The following is a 24,827-nucleotide window of genomic DNA, read 5'->3' on the forward strand; positions in this document are numbered from 1 at the left end:
CACGCTGGCTAGGGCGCCTATTCAGTGACCTCGTGCCGGTTGCCAAACTCTGTCACCGCGCGGGAAATGATGGCTTCAAGAATTGATTCATCTACATCACTTAAGCGTTTGATATATAGACAACCTTTGCCAACCTTATGCTTACCCAATTGGGCGAGAAGCGGATCTTTTTTGTCTGGATACCATAGGACATGCAACGTTATTTGAGCCTTCCGATTGGCAAATCCAATGCGAAATGTTTCACCGGAATGACCGCTTGGATATTTGTATTTGTAGCTTGAATATCCGATGAGGCAAGGTCCCCACATCTTTGCTTCCCAACCGGAGATGGTGGACATCATTTGGTGGATTTTGGTGCAATCTGCCCGACGCGTCTCATCTTCAATTGTAGTGAGGAATTCCTCTGGAGTGGTTTGTTCTGTCATAATAGAGATGTCATCACATTCTTAGTTTTGCCGTCAAGAATTTCCTTGAGGTCAGTTAGTTATTAAGCTAATTGACTAAATCATGAATGAGAATTTTGCATTTATTGCCAACGCATTGGCACACGAAAAACGCTTGAAAATATTGGAATGGCTCAAAGATCCAGTTCGACATTTTCCGCCGCAAGTTGACGGCGATTTGGTGAAGGATGGCGTTTGTTCCGGATTCATCGCCGATAAACTGAATGTGAGCCCTCCAACGGCTTCGGCTCATCTGGCGTTGTTGCGTGACGCAGGACTGGTAACGCCGAAGCGGATCAAGAAGTGGACGTTTTACAAACGCGATGAGGTTGCCATTCAACAAATGGCCGAACGAATTGCGAAAGAGCTTTAGGGATATACACATGGACGAAATTGCAACGATCGAGAAAGCGAACCAGCTCGCAATTGAATATTTGGATAACGTAACAGATCGCCGTGTTTTCCCCGATGAAGATGGATTGGCGGGGTTGAAGGCGTTTGAAGAAGCGCTGCCATCTCAGCCTAGTGATCCGGCTGAAACGTTGCATTTGTTAAATAAATACGGCACGCCAGCAACGGTGACATCAAATGGTGGTCGATATTTCGGGTTTGTGATTGGCGCAACATTACCTGCTGCTGCCGTTGCAGAACGTTTGGCTGCGGCTTGGGACCAATGCGGGTCATCGTTTGTGAATGCGCCTGTTGCCGCCAAATTGGAAGAAATTGCTGCTGATTGGGTTTTGGACATACTTGATCTGCCGCGCGAAAGCCGAATTGGTTTTGGCACCAGTGCGACCGCCTGCGGCTTGTCGGTCCTTGCTGTCGCTCGCCGTACCTTGCTGAAGCGTAAGGGCTGGGACATCGACGCCGACGGATTGATTGGTGCGCCAGAAGTGAAGTTGATTATCCCCGAAACTGTGCATGTGACCGTCAAGAAGGCGGCCAAGCTGCTTGGTTTTGGTTTAAACCGCTTGATAATTGCACCATGTGACGACAAGGGACGCGTGGACGTTACCCAATTGCCAGAACTCGATGATTTGAGCATTCTTTGCCTGCAAGCGGGTGAAGTAAACATGGGCGAGTTTGACCGCTTTCCCGAACTGATTGAAATCGCTCGCGCGGCTGACGCTTGGGTCCATGTTGATGGCGCATTTGGGCTTTGGGCACGGGCGAGCAAATCAAAGAAGCATCTCACAACTGGTGTTGAATTGGCCGACAGTTGGACGACGGACGGGCATAAATGGCTCAACACGCCATATGATGGCGCGATGGCGATCTGTCGTGACGGTCAAGCTTTTGCTCAGACATTGAATTCGGATGCTGTATATTCAACAGCTGAACCTTATGCACAGAAGAACCTTGTTCTTGAATTTTCACGTCGGGCGCGTGGCATACCGATTTGGGCGGCGTTGCGTTCCTTGGGTCGGCAAGGGGTCGACGACATGGTCACCAAGCATTGCGCCCAAGCACAGCGAATGGCTGAGGGGCTAAAGGCCTTAGGCGTGACTGTCTTGAACAGTGTGGTGATCAATCAAGTTCTTTGTACTCTGGGCAGTGAAGAAAAGAACGCAGCGCTGTTGCAGCGCATTTCGGATGAAGGTGAAGTTTGGTTCGGCCCTTCAAAATGGCAGGGCGCGAGTGTTTTTCGATTGTCTGTTTCCTCTTGGCGCACAACGGACGACGATATTGACCGGGCTATAGCCTCGATTGGCCGTGCCATTGAAGCGAATTAGGCGCTTCGGGGTTGAATAATTTCCAATTTGTGGGCATAACCCGCGCGCAGCATCGCTTTCCTGCATGATTATATGATGTAATCGGTTTGCGGGGACAAGTTTTAGGCGAAGCGGCGCGGGCATCTCTTTTAGATGGGGTGCTGAACAAAGGAGCTCACATGCAACTGGCGTTTGTCATTCCGGCCTTTAATGAAGAAGGTCTTATTGGTCGTTGTCTTGAATCTGTGGTCAAACGGGTTAAGGCATCTGGTGCTGAATGTGAGATCATTGTTGTCAACAATGCTTCGACCGATCGCACCAAGGAAATCGCAGAAAGCTTTGAAGGCGTCACCGTTGTTGATGAATTCGACAAAGGCTTGGTTTATGCGCGCCGTGCTGGGTTCAATGCTTCCACAGCGGAATTGGTCGCGAATATCGACGCGGACACAGAATTGCCTGAAGGGTGGATCGAAACCGTTCTGACGACTTTTGAGAAGCGTCCTGAACTCGTTGGTTTGAGTGGTCCTTACATTTATTACGATCTATCGCTGTGGAACCAGATGCTTGTGCGCATGTTCTACTATATTTCCTTTGCCGTTTATTTGCTCAATCGGTTCGTTCTCAAAGTTGGGTCGATGATCCAAGGTGGCAATTTCGTTATCCGCCGTTCCGCATGGAACAAGGCAGGGGGATATGACACGTCTATTTCCTTTTATGGCGAGGATACGGACATTGCAGTGCGGCTTTCAAAAGTTGGCCCGGTAAAATGGACGTTTAAACTGCCGATGCGGACATCGGGTCGTCGATTGACCGAAGAAGGTGTGTTCCAAACGGCCGGTGTTTATGTTTTGAACTTTTTCTGGGTAACCTTTCGCGGCAAACCAGCCACCAAAAGCTATACCGACGTTCGTCCGGGCGACGAAAAGTAAGTAATTTCAACGTTTTTGGCCTTTGCTAGGTACTGAACCGTCTTGTTTCAAGGCGGTTTTTTGCCATTATTTTTATGCCTTTCACTTGTTCTTTGCGCATTAAGGCCCACATTTGCGGTAACAATGCAGCAAAGGAGACCAAATCATGGTTGATGAAAAGCGCAAAACATCTGAAGAACCCAAAGGCGGCTGGGAAAGCTTTACCGAAGAAATTGAAGTCGCGGGCAGCAAGCTTATCGAGGAAATCACAAAGTTGGTTTCTGAAGGCAATGTGCGCAAACTACGTGTTCGCTCGGCAAATGACGACTTGGTCATCGAAGTACCATTGACCGGCAGCGTGGTTGTTGGCGGCGTCGTAATGCTTGCAGCGCCTTGGTTGGCCATTCTTGGTGGTCTAGCTGGCGTTTTGGCAAAAGTAAAAATCGAAGTTGTGCGCAGTGTCGATAGCGCGTCTGCCGATGGTGAAGATGCGCGCCCGAAGAAGAAAAAGAAGAAGAAAAACAAAGTGTAAGCATATTGTTTTTCCAAGCGTTTGCGTTTCACTGAGTTGCGCAAATGTTCTGACCTCCCAATATCTGCCCCGGTTTTGCCGGGGCTTTTTTGTGTAGGCTTACCTTTTTGATGTCGCACTGACAGCGTTTGGTTTTGATCCCGGCTCGGGGGCCGGGAGGGCGCATTAGGGTGGGTAATTTACCTTTCCTATTTGGCCGCCCCGGATTTGATCTGGGGTCTAATTTTATGTTCCGTGGCCATGACTTGTTTTGGTTTTTGGATATTCCTGCGCATTTTTCGTGCCGCCGTTGTCCGCTTCGGTACCAACCCCGGCACCCCCGACGCATTTTGCATGCCGCCTTTGTTCGCTTTGCTCCCGATCCCGTCACCCCGAGCATTTTTCATGCCGCCGTCGCGAACTACATTCGCTTCCCCGGCACCCCCGCCGGTGGGAAAAACTGTGAGGCCAAGTTTTGGGCCGCGGGCAAACTCCGGGTGTGACGAGGCACCCAACATGCTTGCGCATTTGGACTGTCATGTAAGGGCAGATGCACGAGGCGTTTATGGTCTCGTCTTGTGGTATTTTAAAAAATGAGACGATAAACGCCTCGTGCGATTGAGATTTTTCGCGTTGTTCCGATACCCCAGAGTGCTTGACCCTTTTATCTCTTAACCTGCACTCTTGCCAAAACTGATTTGATCTCCATGTTCTATGGTGATCATTTGGCGATCGCTCTGCGTGCAATGTGCAACTTAGAGCAAAGACGGGGCTCAGTTCCCGCCAAGTGGCTTATGGCTGCCTTCGGCGTCGGGCAGGATAACGGATGGCTGCGTACCGATATGGCGTCCCCAATCGGCCTCAACCTCTTCGTTGTTTGAGCCGCCGTCGCGAACTGCGTTCGCTTCTGCGGTAATGCGAGTATTTTGCACACCGCCGTTGGTCGCTTTGCTCCCGACCCCGGCATCCCCGCCAATTGGTGCCCGAAAGTTGACGCCAAAAGGAAGTTGCTCAAACTGCTCCCCAATCGTCATTGGCTGCTGGAGCGAAGATGGGCACGATTATAGTGCAACGCGAAGGGGCGAGGATAAGTTGGCCAGAAGTTTCTTTTTCGTCTCGCCGCCCCATGCTAGCCTATCGCAATTGTTGAACTTTCCGTTGAATGGATCAAAACATGTCTATGAATTTTATGACAAATGCTTTTGATCATCACCCGGAGTTGCGCGACAAAATTGGCGACCCGTTGGCTTCCTTCTTTAGGACATTTCGGATTGAGGCTGTTTTAGAAGAGCATCCAGAAATGGCTTGGGTTGCGGAACTGATTCACACCGATGAACGCCGAGAAGAGATCAGGCGGAGGGCATTGCGGGACTATCCATCTGAAGACCTGTGGGTATTCGCCTATGGCTCGCTGATGTGGGACCCGGCTTTTGTGTTTTCTGAGGTTCGACGAGCGCATGTGCCCGCGTTTGAACGTCGCTTTATTCTTAAAGATGTGATGGGCGGGCGCGGCATGCCGGACAATCCCGGCTTGATGGCCGCGCTTGACCATGGCGCAGGGTGCGACGGCTTAGTATTTCGTATTCCGCACGATATTATTGATGTTGAAACCGAAATCCTGTGGCGTCGCGAGTTGGTGGCCCCGACTTACCTGCCGAAGTTCGTGACAGCAAATGTTGGCGATAGCTCGGTCAATGCGCTGACCTTCGTGGCTGATCACCATGCGGCGCAAATTTGCACTGACATCACGTTGGATGAACAGGTTCAGTTTTTAACCGAGGGTCATGGGATTCTGGGCACCAGCATGGAATATCTCACAAACATTGTTGCCCAGTTTGATGCGTTGGGTATAGTTGACGAGGATTGTTCGGCACTGTTGGCTGCTGCGCAGGAGCTGATGGGGCGCAGGGTGGAGCCGAAGTAGTTGAGGTTGTGCGCGAGAGCTGTGGGTTAGCCTCTGCTGTAACTCTTTTCGTCATACTTGTGCTTGACCCGAGTATCCATGTAGCTGCGGTGATTGACTTTCTAGCAAAGCAAAATTTTTGATTGCATCAATCCAGCCCTCATGGTGAGCTTGTCGAACCACGGGGGCGAATGCAGCGAATGCAAGCGATTGTTTATATTGTAGAATGCGCAGACAACTCATTTTACGTGGGCATCACGCACCGCTCGCTTGAACAGCGAATAGGTGAGCACAATTCTGGGCAAATTGAAGGTTACACGAAATCTCGGTTACCTGTGAAACTGGTACACGCGGAGGAGTTTGCAATGATAACGCAAGCTATTGCCCGCGAGCGGCAACTCAAAGGCTGGTCGCGTGCGAAGAAGAAAGCCTTGATTGCAGGGGATTTCAAAAAGTTATCAGTTTTGTCGAAGCCCATAAAGTAAGCGTACCGCCGCTGGTGGGGGAAGGAAGCAAACTTGTTCTTACCTTATCTAAAGCTTATCGCACCGTAGATGCTGAGCCCTTTGTGCCTCATCCTGAGCTTGTCGGCCCTCATCCTGAGCCTGTCGACCCTCATCCTGAGCCTGTCGAAGGATGGACGCCAACGCTTCGGTCACCCGCCCTCGTGGTTCGACAAGCTCACCATGAGGGCTCAGGGGAAGGCAAACGTCAAAGTACTGCAATCTATGGCAAGTTGAAGTTCATCATGGACCCTCGGGTCGAGCCCGAGGGAGACGAAGGGGAAAGACGTAGATAGCTTTTGAATTGCATTCGTTTAAATTCTGGCCCGTCATACACGGGCTCGACCCGAGTATCCACGTGGAACTGGTGAGCAGCTAGTACTGAGCGTGTCGAAACAAGGGATGACGCACTAGTTTTTGGCTCTATGAAATAGGTTATTAACTATCCTTCTTCCAAAATTTGGTGAATATGCCCCCTTTATAAGATATCATCAGCTCACCTAATCTAGGGATAGCAAGTATTCGTAAAGCATCGGGCATATAGCAATTTTCTAAAAATTCCTCAGATACAATCACTTCTGTTGTTTGGTTTCGCGCGAATTCGTAGAGATTTGCTGCTACATTTTTGATGTCGTAAATGTTGCCAAGCAAAGTTGTGACTTCGTGGTCATTTATCCTGAATTCTTTTTTTGCCAATTCTGTTTCCAAGGAACTCAACCTCGAGTTTTGGATTTGTAACGCGCAACTGAAGACGGCAAGGTATTTGGGTAAATTGCTTGTTAGTGGAGCCAATTGTGCCAGTTTGCTAAATGTAGTTAGGTCTATTTTCTTTAGGCTTGGTGCATCACCTGTTAGTATGGTGCTTGGCAATTGCACGTAGCTACTGCCAGTGGCTTTTTGTTCCACTAATTCAACAAGTTGGTCGATGTATTCTAAGCATTCCTCTGAGTATACATTTACTGTTGCAAGCGCATGCGGCAGCAATAGTTTTGTCGCCCCAAATTTTCTGAGAGCCTGATCCAAAACAAGATCGTTTTCGGCTTCCGCTAGGTTCTTTGATACTTCAATTTGTTCTCGAATACCGTTGACCGTCCAACCTGCTGCCAACAGTGCCAGAGTTGCAGCGATTATTGCGCCTATAAGTGTTTGCCACGCCCATAAGTCGCTAACAAATTTCACCGCAGTTGCATTATTTGAATAAGCAAACGAGAACCAGATTAAGGCAACTACCGTGGCAAAAAAACAGATAACGACTGTGTGTTCGAGCGAACTAGTTTTCTTCATCCAAAAACCTTCAAAAAATCAAAACCCCGGCCAACTTGCGCCGGCCGGGGTGTATATTCATCTTAAAATAAACAACACGAAGTGTTTAGCTACAACCCGTTGTTGAGCCACAGGTGTCGCACTTCAAACAAGTCCCATTCCGGACCAGCGTGAAGTTGGCGCATTCGGGGCAGCTTTCGCCGACATAGCCTTTCATCTGGGCTTGGACGCGTTGGGTGTTTATGTCGGCTACTGGGGGGGCAGTGGCCGGGGCAGCCTCAGCTGGAGCAACTGAAAGTTCGGTTGCGGTTTGGCTTTCCGTTTTCAACATGGTTGCAGCACTGGTTTGCATGGCCTGAACGGCGTTGCCAGAAGTGGCAGTTGGCTCTGAAGACACAAGCATTAAGTTTTTGTCTTTCACGCGGCCTCTGGTGAGGCCTTTGGAGACAAATTGTGCCGCACCAACAGGTTTTGCGCCATTACCCGAAGTTTGGTCTTGCCCGGCATTGGATGACAAGGACGTGGTGCTCATATTGTCAGGGGTTACGTGGGCCAAATCATCGCGATCAAGATAAGAGATCGCCAATTCGCGGAACACATAATCCAAAATCGAAGTCGCGGATTTAATCGCTTCGTTGCCTTGCACCATGCCCGCAGGTTCGAACTTGGTGAAGGTGAACGCATCCACATATTCTTCGAGCGGGACGCCATATTGTAGGCCAAGCGAGATAGCGATGGCGAAGTTGTTCATCATCGCGCGGAAGGCGGCGCCTTCTTTGTGCATATCAATGAAAATTTCACCTAAGCGACCATCGTCATATTCGCCGCTGCGAAGGAAGATCGTGTGACCACCGACGCGAGATTTTTGCGTGTAGCCTTTACGGCGATCAGGCATTTTCTCGCGGTCGCGAACCCGCTCAACAATCCGTTCGACAATGCGTTCAGCAACAGCAGCTGTACGTTCAACAGGGGCTTTTGCCGCCATTTCTTCGGCTGCGTCCATGGCGTCATCATCATCGTCCGCTAGCAATTGTGCGTTTAGCGGCTGGCTGAGTTTTGAGCCGTCACGATAAAGCGCGTTGGCTTTAAGCGCGAGTTTCCAAGAGAGCATGTAGCTTTCTTTACACTCTTCAACCGTTGCGTTGTTTGGCATGTTGATGGTTTTAGAAATCGCACCAGAGATGAACGGCTGAGCCGCTGCCATCATGCGGATGTGGCTTTCAACACTAAGGAAGCGCTTGCCGATCCGACCGCAAGGGTTGGCGCAGTCAAACACCACATAATGCTCTTCTTTAAGGTGAGGGGCTTTTTCTAGCGTCATCGCACCACAAATGTGGATGTTTGCCGCGTCGATTTCTTCTTTGGTGAAGCCAAGAGCCGCCAACATGTCAAAGTTCATGTCGTTGAGCTGCTCATCGGTCAGGCCAAGATCGTTTTTGCAAAACTCTTCGCCAAGGCTCCATTTGTTGAACGCGAATTTGATGTCAAATGCGCTTTCAAGCCCAGCATTGATCGCCGCAACTTTCTCATCGGTGAAGCCTTTGGCTTTCAACGTGGTTGGGTTGACGCCCGGCGCTTGGTTTAGATTGCCGTGACCCACGGCGTAAACTTCGATCTCAGCGATCTGATCTTCAGCATAACCAAGTGTGCGAAGCGCTTCTGGCACGGCGCGGTTGATGATTTTGAAGTAACCACCACCGGCAAGCTTTTTGAATTTCACGAGGGCGAAATCTGGCTCAATGCCTGTGGTGTCGCAATCCATCACCAAACCAATGGTGCCGGTTGGGGCAATCACGGAGACTTGCGCGTTACGGAAACCGTGCTTTTCGCCAAGTTTTAATGCATTGTCCCAAGCCTTTTTGGCATGTTTGACCAAACGGTGGTCAGGACAATTATCGTGGTCAAGTGGCACAGGGTTGATGGCGAGTTTTTCATAACCATCTGACTTGCCGTAGGCAGCCGTGCGGTGGTTGCGGATAACCCGAAGCATGTCGTTCTTGTTTGGCTTGTAGCTTGGGAACGGCCCAAGTTCTTTGGCCATTTCGGCAGACGTTGCATATGATACGCCGGTCAGGATTGCGGTGATGGCACCGCCAATGGCACGGCCTTCATCAGAATCGTAACCAATGCCGGATGTCATCAACAAACCGCCAATATTGGCGTAGCCAAGACCCAAGGTGCGGAATTCAAATGAGCGCTCTGCAATCGCTTTACTTGGGAACTGAGCCATCATCACCGAGACTTCGAGCACCATGGTCCAAAGGCGAACCGAATGTTCAAAATCATCGATCAGGAACTCACCGTTCTTGTCGCGATATTGAAGTAGGTTCAATGAAGCCAAATTACAGGCGGTATCGTCCAGGAACATATATTCCGAGCAAGGATTGGATGCGCGGATATCCCCCGATGATTTGCAGGTGTGCCAATCATTGATGGTGGTGTGATATTGAATGCCCGGATCGGCACACGCCCATGCGGCATAGCCAACACTGTCCCACAAATCGCGTGCCTTTAGGGTTTTCGTTGTTTTGCCAGAAATGCGGCCCACTAAATCCCAATCGCTGTCGTCTTCAACCGCTTCAAGGAAGCCATCGGTAACGCGAATTGAATTGTTTGAGTTTTGGCCAGCAACTGTCAAATAGGCCTCGCTATCCCAATCGGTGTCATAAACCGGGAATTCAAGGTCAGTATATCCTTGTTCGGCAAACTGGATGACGCGCTGAATGTAGTTTTCAGACACCAAAGCTTTTTTCGCTGCGCGGACTTCGCGCTTAAGGGCAGGGTTCTTCAATACATCAAAGCAATCATTGCCTTGGCCTTCGCAATTCACGCAGGCCTTCATGATGGCTTTCATGTGTTTGGAAACGGTTTTGGAACCAGTGACGAGGGCAGCAACCTTTTGCTCCTCTTTCACCTTCCAATTGATATATTCTTCAATATCTGGGTGATCGATATCGACCACAACCATTTTCGCGGCGCGTCGGGTGGTGCCACCAGATTTGATGGCGCCTGCTGCCCGATCACCAATTTTTAGGAACGACATCAAGCCCGAAGACTTGCCGCCACCTGAAAGGCTTTCGCCTGAACCGCGAAGGGCGGAGAAGTTGGAGCCGGTGCCTGAGCCATATTTGAACAAACGTGCTTCACGGACCCAAAGATCCATAATGCCACCGTCACCCACCAGATCATCGTCCACTGACTGGATGAAACAAGCGTGGGGCTGAGGGTGCTCATAAGCTGAGGCGGAGCGCACAAGCTCATGGGAGAAGGGGTCTACATAATGGTGACCTTGGCCCGGCCCATCAATACCGTATGCCCAGTGAAGGCCCGTATTGAACCATTGTGGGGAATTGGGTGCGCACTTTTGCGTGGCGAGCATGAAGCACAATTCATCAAAGAAAGCGCGGGCGTCTTCTTCTTTATTGAAATAGCCGCCTTTCCAGCCCCAATAGGTCCATGTGCCGGCTAAACGGTCAAAGACCTGGCGGCTATCGATTTCAGAGCCATAACGCTCGTCTTCTGGCAATCTTGCCAGCGCGTCTTCGTCAGGCACCGAGCGCCAAAGCCACGATGGAACTGTGTTTTCTTCTTGCTTTTTCAGCTGGGCAGCAACGCCAGCCTTACGGAAATATTTTTGCGCGATAATATCGGCAGCAACTTGTGACCAGCTTGCGGGCACATCAATATTTTCGAGCCTAAAAACAATCGACCCATCGGGGTTCTTAATTTCGCTGGTCGCCTTGCGAAACTTAATGTCTGCATATGGTGATTGATTTGGCTTCGTGTAACGCCGTTCTATGCGCATTTATAGTGACCCCTGTATAAATTGAGCATAAAAATTATGCCCGTTGAACCAATATGGTTCCCGAAATTCTGTTCAACACTGCCTGTTAGGCGCAGGAAATATGCCTTTCCTGCATGGCCTATTAGCCCCAATATTTGCCTTACGGCCCAACATTTCTTGCTAGGTTTGATCCGCAGCGACATTTGCGCTTTAAATGCTTGCATTTTGATCAAAACCTCCGTCGCAGCTCGTACGCACTTTTACGTAGCGGCGCTGTTTGGATGTCCAATCAAACGCAAAACAGTAACGCGACCATAAGGTTAGTGGTTTGGTCGAAATGCGTATTATGCTTTGCACAAACATACATTCAATTTGCAAGTACGGAGCCTACCGGTTTCAAAAAAATCGTCAACTGCTTTGATTTGTGAAATTCACAATCCCTAGTGTGTTCTGCGGTCAAAAAGACCATATCTGGTATATGTGGTGTGAACAATGGGGATAACGTAAACGCTATGATTCGGATGCATTCTGGGTGAGTAACGGCAAAATGTTCCCTACAAGAATCGCTTAGTGCGCAAATGCTTCCTCCAAATTTTCCCCGAAAGTTCGGCAATTTAGTCCCAAATTTGAATGGTTCGCTCAAAGTTTGGGGAAACAATTTGGGGTCCGGAAAACTGCCATTGGTGTCCATGCCAACTTTATTTGAAATCCTGTCAAGTGCATTATTTAAGTGGAAAATTGTATTGCGTTTGGGTTGTTTTAAATGGGTGGTCATACTCCATACGAAGTCGATGAACTGAATGGCCCTTCCGTGGTCGTGATTGAACATGCGCGACACATGCAAGTCCTTTATCGATCAATGCTTTCTGGAACCGGAACCCGCGCACTGCGGGTATATAGTGACCCTAAGGATGCGATTGCAGCCATTATTGCTGATCCGCCGGATGTTTTGCTGGTGGATTGGGACACAGATGACTTTCCGGGGAATCGATTCTTAAATCAGTTCCGGTCGCGCCAACTTTATCCTGTTTGTTTGCTGCCGGTGATCATGGTTATGTCAGAAGTTCGCCAGCGGACATGCGAACAAGCGATCCGGCTTGGTGCCCATGCTGTTTTAACCAAACCGGTTTCAACCACCAGACTGTTTGAATATATTTCTTGGGTCGCATTGGAAAAACAAAAGATGCAGCTGACGGGTGATAAATACATCGTGCGCCCGCTTGTTGAGCGCTTGAGCGAACTCAAAAACAACCAGTCCTCGCTCAAATCAAAGCATTTCGCGCAAGGACAACAGCAAGCTCAGGTCGAATCGTTGCAATCAGATGTGGATCGGATTTTGAAGTCCTCGTTCTATTAAGGCCGAGATGAGGCGAGATTTGCACATTTACGCTAGATTTTGCTTAGAAATGAAGGTGACACTTCTGGCTCTAAAGGGTAAGAGATGATAAACGCATCGGGTAGATAATGTGGGCAATCGATGTCCATTGGCGTTTAAATTGATCTTGTTGTTATTTTGGAGCTGAAATGAAACAGCTATTTGCAGAACTATTTATCTGGTGGCACGGCCAAACCATGGGCACACGCTTATTCACGGCGCTCAATGGTAAATTTGTTGGTGAAGACGATGCTGGCAATAAATATTATGTTTCCAAGAAAGACAGCAAGCGCCGTTGGGTCACCTATAATGGCCCAATAGACGCGTCTGCTATTCAATCGGGATGGCATGGTTGGATGCACGGTCGTACCGATGTGCCGCCAACAGAGCAGAATTACCAAGCTAAGGCATGGGAAAAACCGCATCATGAAAATCTGACTGGAACCGGTGCTGCGTATCGGCCACAGGGTAGCTTGTTGGCAAATGGCCAACGTCCAGAAGTTACAGGTGATTATGATGCATGGTCGCCAGAATAATAGAAAACTCTATGCTTGAACTCTTTAAACGTTTCAATCGCCCGATTGTCGCTGCCATTTTGGTTTGCGCCTCAATGCTTGCATGGTCTTTGCCTGCCCGCGCGGATACGATTGCAAATCCCGTTGTCGTGTTTGCTGGTTTGGACAAAATAACCGGACGCATTATCAATTTTGACGTTTATATCGACGAAACGGTGCAGTTTGGCGCACTTCAAATGACGCCACGGGCTTGTTACACACGTCCTGCGAATGAGACCCAGCGGACAACTGTGTTTGTTGAAGTTGATCAAGTCTCACTTAAGCAGACTGTGACGCGGATATTTACGGGTTGGATGTTTGCAGATAGTCCGGCGTTAAACGCCATCGACCATGCTGTTTATGACATTTGGCTGGTGGACTGCAAACAAGCCTCAGACGTTCCACCACCATCAAGCCGATAAAAATCACCCTTAATTTTCAGGGCGTTGTGCAATCTCTCATGATATTGCTCGCGCGGTATTTCTACGCCGCCTAGCGAACGCAGATGGTTGGTGATGAATTGGGTATCAAGAAGCTCAAATCCACCAACATTTAGGCGGTCGACGAGGTGGGCGAGGGCAATTTTTGAAGCGTCGCGCTCCTTATGGAACATGCTTTCGCCAAAAAACGCGCCGCCAATCGCAATGCCATAAAGGCCTCCCACCAAGTTACCTTGACGCCAGACCTCAACAGTATGGCAATATCCCATGCGAAACAGCATGTGATAAAGCTCTATAATCTCGTTATTGATCCAGGTTTCATCGCTGTCAGAACGTTTGTCAGCGCAGTTGGTGATAACGGCTAAAAAATTGGTATCGACGCGCACTTCAAAATGATCGCGCCGCATCAGTTTTTTCATGCTTTTTGAAACGTAAAAACCGTCGAGCGGCATAATCCCGCGCTCATCTGGATCTACCCAAAACAGGTCGCTTGCCTCTGCACTTTCCGCCATTGGAAATATCCCATGGGCATAGGCGCTCAGGATCATTTCGGGGGTCAATTTGAGGGCGAGTGGATCGTTTTGAACAGCCATAATCAAAAACAGGGCCCCTTTGGGGGGCCCTGCGTTTTTACATCCCCAAATATTTTTCCAGCCAATGAATATCATAGTTGCCGGAGATCACATCAGGCTCTTTGATCAATCGTCTAAAGAGCGGCAATGTTGTTTTAACCCCGTCAATAACAAACTCGTCTAGGGCACGGTTCAACCGTTGCAAACACTCTTCTCGCGTGCGGCCATGTACGATCAGCTTGCCGATGAGGCTGTCATAATATGGCGGGATTTTATATCCCTGATAAACACCAGAATCGACACGAACGCCCACGCCACCGGCTGGGTGATAATAAGAAATGGTGCCGGGAGAGGGTGCAAATGTATCCGGGTCTTCAGCGTTGATGCGCACCTCGATAGCGTGCCCCCAAAACTGAACGTCTTCCTGCTTAACGGTCATTTCCATGCCAGCGGCAATGCGGATTTGCTCGTAAACAATGTCGACCATTGTAATGCGTTCAGTAACGGGGTGTTCCACCTGCAAACGGGTGTTCATTTCAATGAAATAGAACTCCCCATCTTCATAAAGGAACTCAACAGTACCAGCGCCCGAATATTTCATTTCCGCCACAGCGTTGGCACAGATCATGCCAATTTTGTGTCGCTGTTCAGGGGTTATGGTCGGCCCGTTTGCTTCTTCCCATACTTTTTGGTGACGGCGCTGCAAAGAACAGTCTCGTTCGCCCAAATGTACGGCGCGGCCTTTGCCGTCGCCCAATACCTGAATTTCGATATGGCGTGGTTTGCCGAGATATTTTTCGATGTAAACCGCGTCGTCACCAAAAGCTGCTTTTGCTTCTGTGCGTGCAGTTGATAAGGCAATGCCGATTTCTTCGCTGTTTTTGGCAACCTTCATGCCACGACCACCGCCACCGGAGGCGGCTTTGATGATCACAGGATAGCCGATTTCTTCAGCAATTCGACGTGCTTCTTTATCTTCGGTCACGCCGCCTTCTGAACCGGGCACCACTGGAATGCCAAGCTTTTTGGCTGTTCGTTTGGCTTCGATCTTGTCGCCCATAATATCGATATGGTGAGAAGACGGACCGATAAAGGCGATGTTGTGTTCCTCAAGAATTTGCGCGAAACGGGCATTTTCAGAAAGAAAACCATAGCCGGGATGCACGGCTTCAGCGCCGGTGATTTCACAGGCCGCCAAAATGGACGGGATGTTGAGGTAACTATCCTTAGCCGGGGCCGGTCCGATACAAACGCTTTCGTCTGCCAAGCGCACATGCATTGCATCTGCGTCAGCTGTTGAGTGTACCGCAACGGTTTGAATGCCTAATTCTTTACAGGCGCGCAAGATGCGCAGGGCAATTTCGCCACGGTTTGCAATAAGAACTTTGGAGAACATGGGTGTTTCTCCTATTCAATCACAACAAGGGGTTCGCCGAATTCAACTGGCTGAGAATCATCAACCAGAATGCGCGTAACGGTTCCAGCTTTATGGGCGGGAATTTGGTTCATGGTCTTCATCGCTTCGATGATCAGTACCGTTTGACCTTCGGTCACCTTCGCGCCGACTTCAACAAAGTTCGCCGCGCTTGGTTCTGGCGCCATATAGGCTGTGCCAACCATGGGTGAGGTCAATGTGCCAGGGTTGGATGCCAAATCTTCTGCGGCTGGTGCTGCAACGGCTGTTGGGCCTGCTGGCGCTGCGCCCCCGGCTGGCATAGGTGCTGCCATTTGTTGCGGCGCGTACGCCATCGGAGCGGACATTTGAACATTTTCTTGTGGGTAGGAGCGCGTAACGCGGACCCGGAAATCATCTTTTTCGATTTCGACTTCTACAAGATCTTGTTCGTTCAACAATTCTGCAATTGTCCGGATTAGATCGCGGTCAATTTGTGAATCTTTGGTCATTTAGCTCGATTCTCCGATTTTTATTACTCTGGGATCTGTGTCGCCAGTGCCCCAATTGCTAGAATATATCCAGTTGGCCCCAAACCGCAAATGGTTCCGGTGGCAACTGGGGATATGTATGAATGGTGGCGGAACGTTTCCCGTGCATAAATGTTAGATAAATGCACTTCTATTGTTGGAATGTTGATGGCGCGTATGGCGTCATGAAGCGCAACAGAAGTGTGGCTGTAGGCGGCTGGGTTGATGATTAGACCATCACCATTCGCGCCCGCTTCTTGTATTTGGGTAACGAGTTCGCCTTCTGAATTGGTTTGAAAAAACGCTAATTCAAAGTCAAATCGTGCGCACTCATCAAGACAGGCGGCTTCAATCTCAGCCAAACCAACAGTGCCGTAAATGTCGCCTTCGCGGTTTCCGAGCAAGTTCAGGTTGGGGCCGTTTAGAATTGTTATTTTTTTGGCCATTAATTGCCGCCTATTTATGACATTCATCAAAAAAGTGTGATGTGACTATACGAAACTGAGCAAAAAGGCAAAGGGAAGAATTTAATTCCATTGCCTTTTCGCTCAGTTTTTTAAGGATATCTGCCTCGGTTTATAGATTGCAGGTTGCTTTGCCACAATCGCGCATGTTTTTGACCTTTTTGCGCATTTCTTCAATGCCCACGGCACCACGCAAAAGTTCGTCGCCAAGAATAAAGTTTGGCGTGGACGAAATGCCCAATGCATCAGCAACTTGATAGGTGCGGCCGATGGCGTCAGAAACCGACTCATTGCCCATTTGCAGTTCTAATTCGATTGGGTTCATGCCCAGCGCCGCAGCGGCGGCAAGTGCTTTGCTTTTATCGATTTGCCCGCGTGAGGCAAAAAGCTGTGTGTGGAAATCAAGGTAGTTCACGTTCTCATCGCGGCCAACCAAAATGGCAATACGTGCCGCATCCACCGACCCTTGGCTTAGGATTGGGAACTCTTTGAGAATGAGCCGGACATTTTTGTCTTCATCCAAAAGTTGCAACACGTCAGCCAAGGCTTGGCGACAGAAACCACAATTATAGTCGAAAAACTCCACAAGGGTAACGTCACCTTCTGGATTGCCCAACACCACATGATCTGGGTCGTCGTAAATTGGAGCTTTCATAGAGGCGAGTGCCGCTTGGGCTTTCGAGTTTTGTGCGCGTTCAGTTTCTTCCTGCAAAGCGGCAGACATACGCTGAAGGAGCGAGGGGTTGGCCATCAAATAGCTCTCAATGACGGGGCCCATCTCAGAGGTTTTGATGTCTGTATTGGGGGCATTGTTTGCGGGTTGGTTTTCCTGCGCAGCTGCAAGCTTGTCGTCTATTGTTTTCTCAATGAGTGTTTGGATATCTGCTTGAGAAAGCTGAGGCGTTTGCTGGGAAACTGAAATGACCGCAAACAGAATAGCGGCTGCGAGCAGCATAACGCCTGTAAGCAAATATATCGTGCGAGCTTGCATATTAAAGAACTTTCGAATCAAAGATTGTTGGTGATCAAGTTAGAGACAATATGTCATCAGAGCGTAACCAGGCGGGGGTTCCCTTGACCAAATTTTGTTGAGCCTTTTTTGCAAGTCCTCTTGCAAGCTTTGTTTCGCCATTTAACAGAGCCGCCTCGGCTGCCGCAAGGTCCGCTTGACCTTTATCTCCTAATTTAGCATAGGCTCGGGCTAAAATGGAAAAAGGACGCGGTGATTTGCGTGATGTGGCAGATATGCGCCGTAACTGGCCGATCGCTTCTTCGATATTTGCCCGTTTGTCAGTATCTGCCAGCGCAACCGCATAGATGAGCCGCAACTCAGGCTCGTTCGGGGAAAGACTGACCGCGCGCTTTAGGGATATGACGGCTTTATTGGGATTGCCTGTTTCAAAATACATTTGCCCCAACATCTCATGGAAATATTGGTTTTTTGGCGCTGCCTTGACCAAAGCTGACATTTGCTTGATAGCTGCGTTTCCGGCTCCTGCGCGGTATCCTGCGATTGTGCGCGCATATCGTGCGGCAAGCGACTTGTCGCTGTTGGGATATCTATTCAGCACTGAATGACTGCGCTCTAGGAACCCCATCAATTTGGCTTTTACAAAATCCATGCGGCGAACATCTTTGGGGTTGTCTCGTTTATTGCGAAAGGGGCTGGTAGCGGCTTTGTTCTGAACCTGTGAGAGGCGATCTTCGGCAAGCGGGTGAGTGCGCAAATAGGCACTGGCGGCGGCCCGAATGCTTTGGTTGCGTTGCAACGTGTCCAAAACGTCAATCATGCCGTCTGGCGACTGTTTGGTGCGTTCTAAATATTTGAGTGCGGCGGCGTCTGCGGCACTTTCCTCTGAACGACGATAGGCCAAAAATGCGTTTTGCCCAACAGACGCTGTGCCAAGTATAAAGGCGGACACCATCCGACCAATGTCACCATTTGTGTCTCGGCCTGCGGCGGCCGCAAGCACACCGATGCCAAGAACTGTTGATATTGCCGTTAGTTGGCCCTGAACTTCTGATTGTTCGCGCAGGCGCTGTAAGTGGCCACCGGCGAGGTGACCCACTTCGTGGGCGATCACGGCTTTAAGGGCGTTTGGCGTTTGGCTTTCCAATATGGTGCCGTAATTGACAAACATCGCGCCGCTTTCAATAACGAACGCATTAAACCGGCGGTCATTCACGATATAGATCGGCAGGTTTTTCTTTTGGATACCGGCAGCTTTAAGCAATGGCGCTGTGAAATCGCGCAACATTGCTTCAGTTTCAGCGTCGGTGATGAGTTTTAGCAAAGCAGCATGTGCCGCGCCGATTGGCGCCAATGTGAGTGCGATGCACAAAAGAATTGTGGAGAGAGTTCTACCCATTACTAAATTGACCTTTGCGCCCCAATCGTTTTATGGCCTTGATAGGGCAAGCGGACGACCCCGAAACCATATGTTGCAACCATATATGGCACCAAATGCAGGAAAGTTGGGCACTTTAATGACGAAATCACAAGAGTTTGATGCGTTGCGGCCTTTTTATGCGATGGAAATTTTGGCCATGGCGAAAGAAAAAGAGGCGCAAGGGATCGAAATTTCGCATTTAGAAGTCGGCGAACCGGGGGCTTTGGCCGCACCTGAAGTGCGTGAAGCGGTGGCGCGAGCCGTGATGGACGAGGGACAAGGATACACCCACGCAAAGGGCAACTTATCGCTTCGCGAAGGCTTGGTGCATTATTATCGGCAGCAGCATAAAGCCATTGTCGATGTTGAAGATATATTGGTGACCAATGGCTCGTCAGCGGGTTTTATTCTTGCCTTTTTGGCAGGGTTTAAACCCGGTGCAAAAATTGCGGTTACACGGCCTGGATATCCAGCCTATTTGAACATTCTCACCAGCCTTGGGTTTAAACCCGTCGAGATCGAGCTTTCGCCAGAAGCAAGTTGGCGACTGAGTGCTGAGATGGTGCAACAAGCATATGAGGCTGAGGCATTTGACGGATTGCTGCTGGCGTCACCTGCTAATCCAACCGGTGCGATGATTGAACGTGAAGACTTGGAGCAAATCATTGAAGTCTGTCGCACGTTGGGTGTTCGGTTCATTTCAGATGAGATTTATCATGGCTTGAGCCATGGGATGGAGGAAACATCAGCGCTTGAATTTGGCGATGATGCGATCGTCATCAATAGTTTTTCGAAATATTATTGCATGACCGGTTGGCGATTGGGTTGGATGGTTTTGCCTAAGGACCTTGTTAGGCGTACTGAAATTATGGCGCAAAACATGTTTATCTCAGCGCCCAGCTTGTCTCAATTGGCGGGTGAAGTAGCGCTGAACTGCCGCTCCTATTATGACGCGCAAAAAACAAACTATGTGAACAACGGCACGATTTTGACCCGCTCGCTGAATGAAATGGGTTTTCGCAATGTTCGTCAATCGGATGGCGCGTTTTACGCCTATGCGGACATTTCCGAGTTTTCGAATGATAGTGTCCGATTTTGTCATGAATTGTTGGAACGTGGGGACGTCGCTGCGACACCCGGCGTTGATTTTGATCGGGTGAATGGCCACAATTTCGTGCGGTTCTCATATGCCGGGTCACGGGAAGTGATTGAAAGCGCGATAGAAAAAATGGCCGGCTTTTTGAGCCGACCATTGTAGATGTGATTTAAAGATCAATCGCAGATGGGATTAATCAGAGCCCAAGAAATTGCGTTGCCACCAGCCTTTTTTGGCTTTCTTTTCAGGCTCTTTTGTCTCTTTATCGTTCTCAGTTGGAGACGATGAGGTAACGATGACGCCTTCTTCGTGCAGTTTCTTCTCCGCACGTTCTGGTCTGGAATTCTTTTCCGTCTCTGTTGGCGCAGGTGCAGTTTCAGCCTTTGTAGGCTCAACCTTGGGCGCCGCAGTTTCTGCGCTAACGGTTTCGCCGGAAGCTTGATCTTGAGCTACGCTCTCGGCTTTTGGTTTACGGCCACGACGACGTTTTGGTTTATCTTCTGCCGGTTTGTCAGCGTCTGAGGTTGCCTCTTGAACTTCAGAAGTGGCACTTACTTCGGCGTTCTGGTTATCATCAGACTTTCTTTTGCGCGGACGTCGTGTGCGCTTTTTCGGCTTGTCTTCAGATTGAGCGTTGTTTTCAGACGTCGGCGCATCAGAACTTACGCTCGTTGCTTCAATCGCAGCGGCGGCTTGAGCATCCATGGGTGCATCACTTGATGCGGCATCGCCAGACGGCGCGTCATCTGAAGGTGTTGCTTCAGATTGATCAGCTGTGTTGTTGTCGTTTGATTGGCTTTCGTTCGATTGAACATCACCATCTTGAACGCGACGATTGCGACGACCACCACGACGACCGCGACGACGGCGTTTTTTAGGCTGATCGTCGTCACCATCTTCATCATTGTCGTCTTCAGACTTGGTTTCTCCAGACTTGCTTTCGGCAGTTTCAGCCTTCACTTCGTCCGTCGCATTGTTCTCATTTGTGTTGTTGTCAGTATTATTGTTGTCGCGATCTCGACCGCCACGACGTCTGCGCTTACCGCGACGTCGGCTGGATTTTTCTTCCTGGCGTTCTTCGGTCTCATCCTCGTCGTTCACAGCTTCGACTTCAGCTTCATCTTCTTCGATGATTGGTGCTGCGATTGGGGCAGAGTCAACTTTGACGTGGTTTGACTGTCTTATTTCGCCAGTATCATATGGGTCACCTTTTTCGATGGTGAATTGGTTGCCCAGCAAATGGTTGTCCGCAGTGATGGCGATTGCCAACCCAAAGCGATGTTCCAAACTCAGCAATTGGCTGCGTTTGGCGTTCAACAGATAAAGAGCAACTTCACTTGGCACCTTGACGCTGATCGATTGGCCTTGCTTGCGCATGACCTGGTTTTCGATTGCGCGCATCACCATAAGGGCAAGACTGTCAACTGAACGTACAAGGCCAGTGCCTGTGCAAACAGGGCAGGTGTTGGTGGAACTTTCAAGGACGCCAAACCGAATGCGTTGGCGCGACATTTCGAGTAGACCGAAATGTGAAATGCGGCCGACTTGAATACGTGCGCGATCAGATTTCAGGTTGTCTTTGAGTTTGCGCTCAACAGCACGAATGTTGCGTTTCTCTTCCATATCGATGAAATCGATAACAACAAGCCCGGCCATATCCCGCAGGCGCAATTGGCGTGCCAATTCTGCGGCAGCTTCAAGGTTGGTTTGAAGCGCGGTGTCTTCAATATTGTGTTCTTTTGTTGCTTTACCCGAGTTCACGTCAACAGAAACAAGTGCTTCGGTTGGGTTGATCACCAAGTAGCCGCCAGAGGGCAGGGTGACTTGCGGTGAGAACATCGAATCAAGCTGTTCTTCTACCCCGTGACGGGAGAAGATGGGCTGTTCTTCGCGGTATGGCTGAACGTTCTTTGCGTGTGACGGCATAATCATACGCATGAAGTCTTTTGCTTCACGATATGCTTCTTCGCCAGACACCTGAACTTCAGAAATCTCTTTATTGTAAAGGTCGCGAATAGAGCGCTTAATCAAGCTGCCTTCTTCGTAGACCAAACATGGTGCCGATGATTCTAACGTCAGGCTGCGCACATTCTCCCAAAGACGCAAAAGATATTCAAAATCGCGCTTCACTTCGGCTTTTGTGCGGCTAGCGCCAGCGGTACGTAGGATAACGCCCATGCCTTTTTGCACGTCTAATTCGCTGGCGACTTGCTTTAGCCGTTTGCGGTCAGCTGCGTTGGTGATTTTGCGAGAAATGCCACCACCGCGTGCTGTATTTGGCATCAATACTGAATAGCGACCAGCCAATGAAAGGTAGGTCGTTAGAGCTGCGCCTTTATTGCCGCGCTCTTCTTTTACCACTTGAACCAACAAGACCTGACGGCGCTTGATGACTTCTTGAATTCTATAGACTTTGGCTTTTTTCTTGCGGCGGCGCTGTGGAACTTCTTCCATTGCGTCTTCTGCACCAACTTCGTCAACACCGGCTTCTTCGCCAGTTGTTGTTATTTCGTCTTCGTCAGCGCTATCGCTTTTCGCAGTTGCATCTTGCTCAGCTGCAGGTTCCGCCTCAGGCGCATCCGCTACTGGCTCGCTCGCCACACTTGCTGTTTCGATATTGGTCGCTTGTGCTGGCACATCATCACTTGGTGCTGTAACAGGACTTGACGCTGTATCAGGGTCCTCAATATCAAGGATGCTGGGCTGATCAACATCTGAAAGGTCTTCAGACTGGGCGGCTTCAGCTTCTTCGGCTTCCTCTTCAGCTAAAAGCGCATCGCGATCAGCTTGGGGAATTTGATAATAGTCGGGATGTATTTCTGAGAAGGCGAGAAAGCCGTGACGGTTGCCGCCATAGTCGACGAAGGCCGCCTGCAAAGACGGTTCTACTCTCGTAACTTTTGCGAGGTAAATATTGCCTCGCAACTGCCGTCTTGCGGCGCTTTCAAAGTCAAACTCGTCTAAACGAGATCCGCTAGTTACAACTACTCGTGTTTCTTCCGGGTGGATTGCATCCACCAGCATTTTTCTTGTTGCCATGTATTATTACTCCACACCGCCGCGCGCTTCTGCGTTTCAAACCACTAAAAAGTGCCTGACTGCCAGTGCGCACCGGGGTGTATTCCATTTTTAAGCCACGGCCGGAGTTAGCGGCGGGGCGATTGTTTGGGGAAAAAGTGTGGCACACAAAAACAGGTCTTCGCGCGCTGAGCGTGCGTTCACCAGTTTGATTGAGATGCCTCATCACAATTTCTTTCGTTCTGCTCTTAGTTTTCGAAGGGAGGTCCAAAAATAAGAGCTGGCCATTCGGCCGAATTCAAAGTTTTCACGCGAACTATCTTCCCGCCAGCGCCTAAAAACGTCGCTGCTTTGTGGGGTCGGTTGGCACTTGCATCAACAATTGCGACATTAAAGCTGCAAAAACGTTGTACAAAAAGCGCCAGTTCACAAATTTGGTGTACGTTCGAAATACAAAATAAGCAACAAATATGTTTGTGAGCGAGCTTGAGAAGGTCACGTTTGCCCAGAATTTGGCGCTTTTCAATTCTATTGCAATTTCCCATCAAATTGAATTTGAGGAACCATACGCCCAAATAAGAGAATCATTTATACAAGGGTGTAACAGTTAGAGAGGTGCCTATGCGGCATTGGGGAGTTGCTGGCGCGGTTTTAGCGTTGGTATTCAGTGTTTTGATTAGTTTTGTTGGTTTTGCACAGGAACAATCGCCCGCTGCGCCAGCTGCTGACGTGCAGATTTTGGATGCGCGCATTGTATCCGGGCCGGAGCGCAACAGAATTGTATTCGATTTGACGGACGCTGTTGTCTATTCAACATTTCCAGTCGATCAGCCTGACCGACTTATCATCGAGTTTGAGGTTCAAGGTGTTGCTTCTACTGCGCCCACATCATTGGAAGCAACTGGCCTGGTTCAAAAGATGAGTTTGGGCATGTTGGATGACAATACTGCCCGTGCGGTGATTTTTTTAACTCAACCTGTTCAAGTCGGCGATATCAAACTTTCACCCGCAGAAGGGGAGTTGCCTGCAAGGCTGGTCTTAGAACTGGTGCCGGGTGAGCGTGAAGTTTTCGACCAAGCGGTTGCTGCGATAAAGGCTGAAAATGAACAGGCACAAATTGCTGAGAACGCTCAAACTCCGGCCGCTGTGCCTGAGGTTGATCCAGTCGTTGAAAATCAAGCGCCTGCAATTCGGCCGCTGATCCTGATTGATCCGGGCCATGGTGGCATCGATATGGGCGCAAAAGGCGAAACGGGGCTCTTTGAGAAAGACGTCGTGTTGCAGATTGCTAAGCGATTGCAATCTGAATTGTCCGCTTTAAACCGGTTTGATGTGGCACTGACCCGAGATGGGGATACGTTTTTGACCCTAAATGAACGGGTGCAATTGGCGCGTGATAATCAAGCCAACCTTTTGGTGTCATTACATGCCGACTCGTTTGACCAACCCTTTGTGCGGGGTGGCAGTGTTTACACAAGGGACGAAACAGCAACGGACGTCATAGATAAAGTGTTGGCGGATACTGAAAACCAAGTTGATTTGGTCGCTGGGTTCAATCCACCGTCTGGCAATGATCAAGTTGTAGATATATTGGTTGACCTCATGCGCCGTGAAACGCGCCGCCAGTCTTTTGTTGCCGCGCGCCAAATTGTTGGACAAATGAATACGTCCATGCCGATGCGTCCGCACCCATTAAGACAGGCCGATTTCTTTGTATTGCAGGCACCTGAAGTGCCTTCTGTGCTGATTGAGTTGGGATTTTTATCCAACAGCAAAGATTTGGCCAATCTGTCACAAGCCGAATGGCAACAAAAGGTGGCGGTTACGCTGGCGCGCGGGATCGCCAAATATTTTGACGTCAGCGTTCAACCATGATTAAAGCGCCAATTAAGTAAAACATGTCGTTGCGGCCATAATCTGGTCCAATCAAGCGACTATCGGATGAGTTTGAACTTTGGAATAAAGCAA

The 24,827-nt window shown here is 49.5% G+C and carries 23 protein-coding genes; 12 read left to right on the plus strand and 11 right to left on the minus strand.

From position 1 onward, the window contains the following. Nucleotides 1–17 precede the first annotated feature (17 nt). Nucleotides 18–425 carry a DUF1801 domain-containing protein gene (locus ACSHWX_RS11950; RefSeq protein ID WP_435668455.1) on the minus strand — a complete coding sequence of 136 codons (408 nt, stop codon included), beginning with the start codon at nt 423–425 and terminating at the stop codon, nt 18–20. A gap of 82 nt (nt 426–507) precedes the next feature. Here ACSHWX_RS11950 and ACSHWX_RS11955 point away from each other — a divergent pair, with 82 nt between their 5' ends. The 4 genes from ACSHWX_RS11955 to ACSHWX_RS11970 all read left to right on the plus strand — a co-directional run bounded on the left by ACSHWX_RS11955 (nt 508) and on the right by ACSHWX_RS11970 (nt 3,595). Further along, entirely contained in the window at nt 508–816 is a 309-nt protein-coding gene (locus ACSHWX_RS11955; RefSeq protein ID WP_435668456.1) for an ArsR/SmtB family transcription factor, read from the plus strand. Between the two features lie 10 nt (nt 817–826). Next, nucleotides 827–2,176: a pyridoxal phosphate-dependent decarboxylase family protein gene (locus ACSHWX_RS11960; RefSeq protein WP_435668457.1), complete on the plus strand. Its 1,350-nt coding sequence runs from the start codon at nt 827–829 to the stop codon at nt 2,174–2,176. A gap of 158 nt (nt 2,177–2,334) precedes the next feature. Then, nucleotides 2,335–3,084, plus strand: coding sequence for a glycosyltransferase family 2 protein (locus ACSHWX_RS11965; RefSeq protein ID WP_435668458.1), 750 nt, complete (start codon nt 2,335–2,337; stop codon nt 3,082–3,084). A 145-nt stretch (nt 3,085–3,229) separates the two neighbouring features. Further along, nucleotides 3,230–3,595 (plus strand): DUF4342 domain-containing protein, encoded by a 366-nt coding sequence (locus tag ACSHWX_RS11970; RefSeq protein WP_435668459.1) that lies wholly within the window; start codon nt 3,230–3,232, stop codon nt 3,593–3,595. Between the two features lie 752 nt (nt 3,596–4,347). Here ACSHWX_RS11970 and ACSHWX_RS11975 read toward each other — a convergent pair. Beyond that, nucleotides 4,348–4,608 (minus strand): hypothetical protein, encoded by a 261-nt coding sequence (locus ACSHWX_RS11975; protein ID WP_435668460.1) that lies wholly within the window; start codon nt 4,606–4,608, stop codon nt 4,348–4,350. Nucleotides 4,609–4,748: 140 nt separating this feature from the next. Here ACSHWX_RS11975 and ACSHWX_RS11980 point away from each other — a divergent pair, with 140 nt between their 5' ends. The 3 genes from ACSHWX_RS11980 (at nt 4,749) to ACSHWX_RS11990 (ending at nt 6,276) form a co-directional block, all read left to right on the plus strand. After that, nucleotides 4,749–5,498: a gamma-glutamylcyclotransferase gene (locus ACSHWX_RS11980; protein ID WP_435668461.1), complete on the plus strand. Its 750-nt coding sequence runs from the start codon at nt 4,749–4,751 to the stop codon at nt 5,496–5,498. Between the two features lie 170 nt (nt 5,499–5,668). Continuing rightward, entirely contained in the window at nt 5,669–5,962 is a 294-nt protein-coding gene (locus ACSHWX_RS11985; RefSeq protein WP_435668462.1) for a GIY-YIG nuclease family protein, read from the plus strand. 14 nt (nt 5,963–5,976) lie between these two features. Continuing rightward, entirely contained in the window at nt 5,977–6,276 is a 300-nt protein-coding gene (locus ACSHWX_RS11990) for a hypothetical protein (RefSeq protein ID WP_435668463.1), read from the plus strand. Between the two features lie 142 nt (nt 6,277–6,418). On the opposite strand, the gene ACSHWX_RS11995 is transcribed toward ACSHWX_RS11990, so the two are convergent. Next, complete coding sequence (locus tag ACSHWX_RS11995; protein ID WP_435668464.1) at nt 6,419–7,264, minus strand: hypothetical protein; 846 nt, start codon at nt 7,262–7,264, stop codon at nt 6,419–6,421. 85 nt (nt 7,265–7,349) lie between these two features. Next, the gene (locus tag ACSHWX_RS12000) at nt 7,350–11,048 is read right to left on the minus strand and encodes a vitamin B12-dependent ribonucleotide reductase (protein WP_435668465.1); all 3,699 of its coding nucleotides are present in this window, start codon (nt 11,046–11,048) and stop codon (nt 7,350–7,352) included. A gap of 742 nt (nt 11,049–11,790) precedes the next feature. On the opposite strand from ACSHWX_RS12000, the gene ACSHWX_RS12005 reads away from it, so the two are divergent. The 3 genes from ACSHWX_RS12005 to ACSHWX_RS12015 all read left to right on the plus strand — a co-directional run bounded on the left by ACSHWX_RS12005 (nt 11,791) and on the right by ACSHWX_RS12015 (nt 13,378). Continuing rightward, nucleotides 11,791–12,384 (plus strand): response regulator, encoded by a 594-nt coding sequence (locus tag ACSHWX_RS12005; protein ID WP_435668466.1) that lies wholly within the window; start codon nt 11,791–11,793, stop codon nt 12,382–12,384. A 167-nt stretch (nt 12,385–12,551) separates the two neighbouring features. Further along, entirely contained in the window at nt 12,552–12,938 is a 387-nt protein-coding gene (locus ACSHWX_RS12010; RefSeq protein WP_435668467.1) for an NADH:ubiquinone oxidoreductase subunit NDUFA12, read from the plus strand. A gap of 11 nt (nt 12,939–12,949) precedes the next feature. After that, complete coding sequence (locus tag ACSHWX_RS12015) at nt 12,950–13,378, plus strand: DUF2155 domain-containing protein (protein WP_435668468.1); 429 nt, start codon at nt 12,950–12,952, stop codon at nt 13,376–13,378. On the opposite strand, the gene aat is transcribed toward ACSHWX_RS12015, so the two are convergent. The 6 genes from aat to ACSHWX_RS12045 form a co-directional block, all read right to left on the minus strand. Next, the gene (gene aat / locus ACSHWX_RS12020; protein ID WP_435668469.1) at nt 13,315–13,989 is read right to left on the minus strand and encodes a leucyl/phenylalanyl-tRNA--protein transferase; all 675 of its coding nucleotides are present in this window, start codon (nt 13,987–13,989) and stop codon (nt 13,315–13,317) included. The two genes, ACSHWX_RS12015 and aat, sit on opposite strands and share 64 nt — an antisense overlap. A 37-nt stretch (nt 13,990–14,026) precedes the next feature. Continuing rightward, nucleotides 14,027–15,364 (minus strand): acetyl-CoA carboxylase biotin carboxylase subunit, encoded by a 1,338-nt coding sequence (gene accC / locus ACSHWX_RS12025; protein ID WP_435668470.1) that lies wholly within the window; start codon nt 15,362–15,364, stop codon nt 14,027–14,029. A gap of 11 nt (nt 15,365–15,375) precedes the next feature. Continuing rightward, nucleotides 15,376–15,873: an acetyl-CoA carboxylase biotin carboxyl carrier protein gene (accB, locus tag ACSHWX_RS12030; RefSeq protein ID WP_435668471.1), complete on the minus strand. Its 498-nt coding sequence runs from the start codon at nt 15,871–15,873 to the stop codon at nt 15,376–15,378. A 23-nt stretch (nt 15,874–15,896) separates the two neighbouring features. Further along, a complete protein-coding gene (aroQ, locus tag ACSHWX_RS12035) occupies nt 15,897–16,337 on the minus strand; it encodes a type II 3-dehydroquinate dehydratase (protein ID WP_435668472.1) in 441 nt (146 codons plus the stop codon). A 130-nt stretch (nt 16,338–16,467) separates the two neighbouring features. Continuing rightward, nucleotides 16,468–17,346, minus strand: a complete 879-nt coding sequence (locus tag ACSHWX_RS12040) for a thioredoxin domain-containing protein (protein WP_435668473.1) — start codon at nt 17,344–17,346, stop codon at nt 16,468–16,470. Between the two features lie 34 nt (nt 17,347–17,380). Next, the gene (locus ACSHWX_RS12045) at nt 17,381–18,724 is read right to left on the minus strand and encodes a M48 family metalloprotease (protein ID WP_435668474.1); all 1,344 of its coding nucleotides are present in this window, start codon (nt 18,722–18,724) and stop codon (nt 17,381–17,383) included. Nucleotides 18,725–18,842: 118 nt separating this feature from the next. Here ACSHWX_RS12045 and ACSHWX_RS12050 point away from each other — a divergent pair, with 118 nt between their 5' ends. Then, on the plus strand, nt 18,843–20,003 hold the full coding sequence (locus ACSHWX_RS12050; protein WP_435668475.1) for a pyridoxal phosphate-dependent aminotransferase: 1,161 nt from the start codon (nt 18,843–18,845) through the stop codon (nt 20,001–20,003). Nucleotides 20,004–20,033: 30 nt separating this feature from the next. On the opposite strand, the gene ACSHWX_RS12055 is transcribed toward ACSHWX_RS12050, so the two are convergent. After that, entirely contained in the window at nt 20,034–22,880 is a 2,847-nt protein-coding gene (locus ACSHWX_RS12055) for a ribonuclease E/G (RefSeq protein WP_435668476.1), read from the minus strand. A 600-nt stretch (nt 22,881–23,480) separates the two neighbouring features. Here ACSHWX_RS12055 and ACSHWX_RS12060 point away from each other — a divergent pair. Then, nucleotides 23,481–24,734 carry an N-acetylmuramoyl-L-alanine amidase gene (locus ACSHWX_RS12060; RefSeq protein WP_435668477.1) on the plus strand — a complete coding sequence of 418 codons (1,254 nt, stop codon included), beginning with the start codon at nt 23,481–23,483 and terminating at the stop codon, nt 24,732–24,734. The last annotated feature ends 93 nt before the right edge of the window (nt 24,735–24,827 follow it).

This window comes from Maritalea sp. (assembly GCF_051251695.1).
Taxonomy (GTDB): domain Bacteria; phylum Pseudomonadota; class Alphaproteobacteria; order Rhizobiales; family Devosiaceae; genus Maritalea.

Bases quoted from the DNA above. Each gene is read 5' to 3' on its own strand.
- ACSHWX_RS11980 (WP_435668461.1), top strand. From the start codon at position 4,749: ATGTCTATGAATTTTATGACAAATGCTTTTGATCATCACCCGGAGTTG.
- ACSHWX_RS11960 (WP_435668457.1), top strand. From the start codon at position 827: ATGGACGAAATTGCAACGATCGAGAAAGCGAACCAGCTCGCAATTGAA.
- ACSHWX_RS11985 (WP_435668462.1), top strand. From the start codon at position 5,669: ATGCAGCGAATGCAAGCGATTGTTTATATTGTAGAATGCGCAGACAAC.
- ACSHWX_RS11995 (WP_435668464.1), bottom strand. From the start codon at position 7,264: ATGAAGAAAACTAGTTCGCTCGAACACACAGTCGTTATCTGTTTTTTT.
- ACSHWX_RS12050 (WP_435668475.1), top strand. From the start codon at position 18,843: ATGACGAAATCACAAGAGTTTGATGCGTTGCGGCCTTTTTATGCGATG.
- ACSHWX_RS12040 (WP_435668473.1), bottom strand. From the start codon at position 17,346: ATGCAAGCTCGCACGATATATTTGCTTACAGGCGTTATGCTGCTCGCA.
- ACSHWX_RS11950 (WP_435668455.1), bottom strand. From the start codon at position 425: ATGACAGAACAAACCACTCCAGAGGAATTCCTCACTACAATTGAAGAT.
- ACSHWX_RS12010 (WP_435668467.1), top strand. From the start codon at position 12,552: ATGAAACAGCTATTTGCAGAACTATTTATCTGGTGGCACGGCCAAACC.
- ACSHWX_RS11965 (WP_435668458.1), top strand. From the start codon at position 2,335: ATGCAACTGGCGTTTGTCATTCCGGCCTTTAATGAAGAAGGTCTTATT.
- aat (WP_435668469.1), bottom strand. From the start codon at position 13,989: ATGGCTGTTCAAAACGATCCACTCGCCCTCAAATTGACCCCCGAAATG.
- accB (WP_435668471.1), bottom strand. From the start codon at position 15,873: ATGACCAAAGATTCACAAATTGACCGCGATCTAATCCGGACAATTGCA.
- ACSHWX_RS11955 (WP_435668456.1), top strand. From the start codon at position 508: ATGAATGAGAATTTTGCATTTATTGCCAACGCATTGGCACACGAAAAA.
- ACSHWX_RS11970 (WP_435668459.1), top strand. From the start codon at position 3,230: ATGGTTGATGAAAAGCGCAAAACATCTGAAGAACCCAAAGGCGGCTGG.
- aroQ (WP_435668472.1), bottom strand. From the start codon at position 16,337: ATGGCCAAAAAAATAACAATTCTAAACGGCCCCAACCTGAACTTGCTC.
- ACSHWX_RS11975 (WP_435668460.1), bottom strand. From the start codon at position 4,608: ATGACGATTGGGGAGCAGTTTGAGCAACTTCCTTTTGGCGTCAACTTT.
- ACSHWX_RS12015 (WP_435668468.1), top strand. From the start codon at position 12,950: ATGCTTGAACTCTTTAAACGTTTCAATCGCCCGATTGTCGCTGCCATT.
- ACSHWX_RS12045 (WP_435668474.1), bottom strand. From the start codon at position 18,724: ATGGGTAGAACTCTCTCCACAATTCTTTTGTGCATCGCACTCACATTG.
- accC (WP_435668470.1), bottom strand. From the start codon at position 15,364: ATGTTCTCCAAAGTTCTTATTGCAAACCGTGGCGAAATTGCCCTGCGC.
- ACSHWX_RS12055 (WP_435668476.1), bottom strand. From the start codon at position 22,880: ATGGCAACAAGAAAAATGCTGGTGGATGCAATCCACCCGGAAGAAACA.
- ACSHWX_RS12060 (WP_435668477.1), top strand. From the start codon at position 23,481: ATGCGGCATTGGGGAGTTGCTGGCGCGGTTTTAGCGTTGGTATTCAGT.
- ACSHWX_RS12005 (WP_435668466.1), top strand. From the start codon at position 11,791: ATGGGTGGTCATACTCCATACGAAGTCGATGAACTGAATGGCCCTTCC.
- ACSHWX_RS12000 (WP_435668465.1), bottom strand. From the start codon at position 11,048: ATGCGCATAGAACGGCGTTACACGAAGCCAAATCAATCACCATATGCA.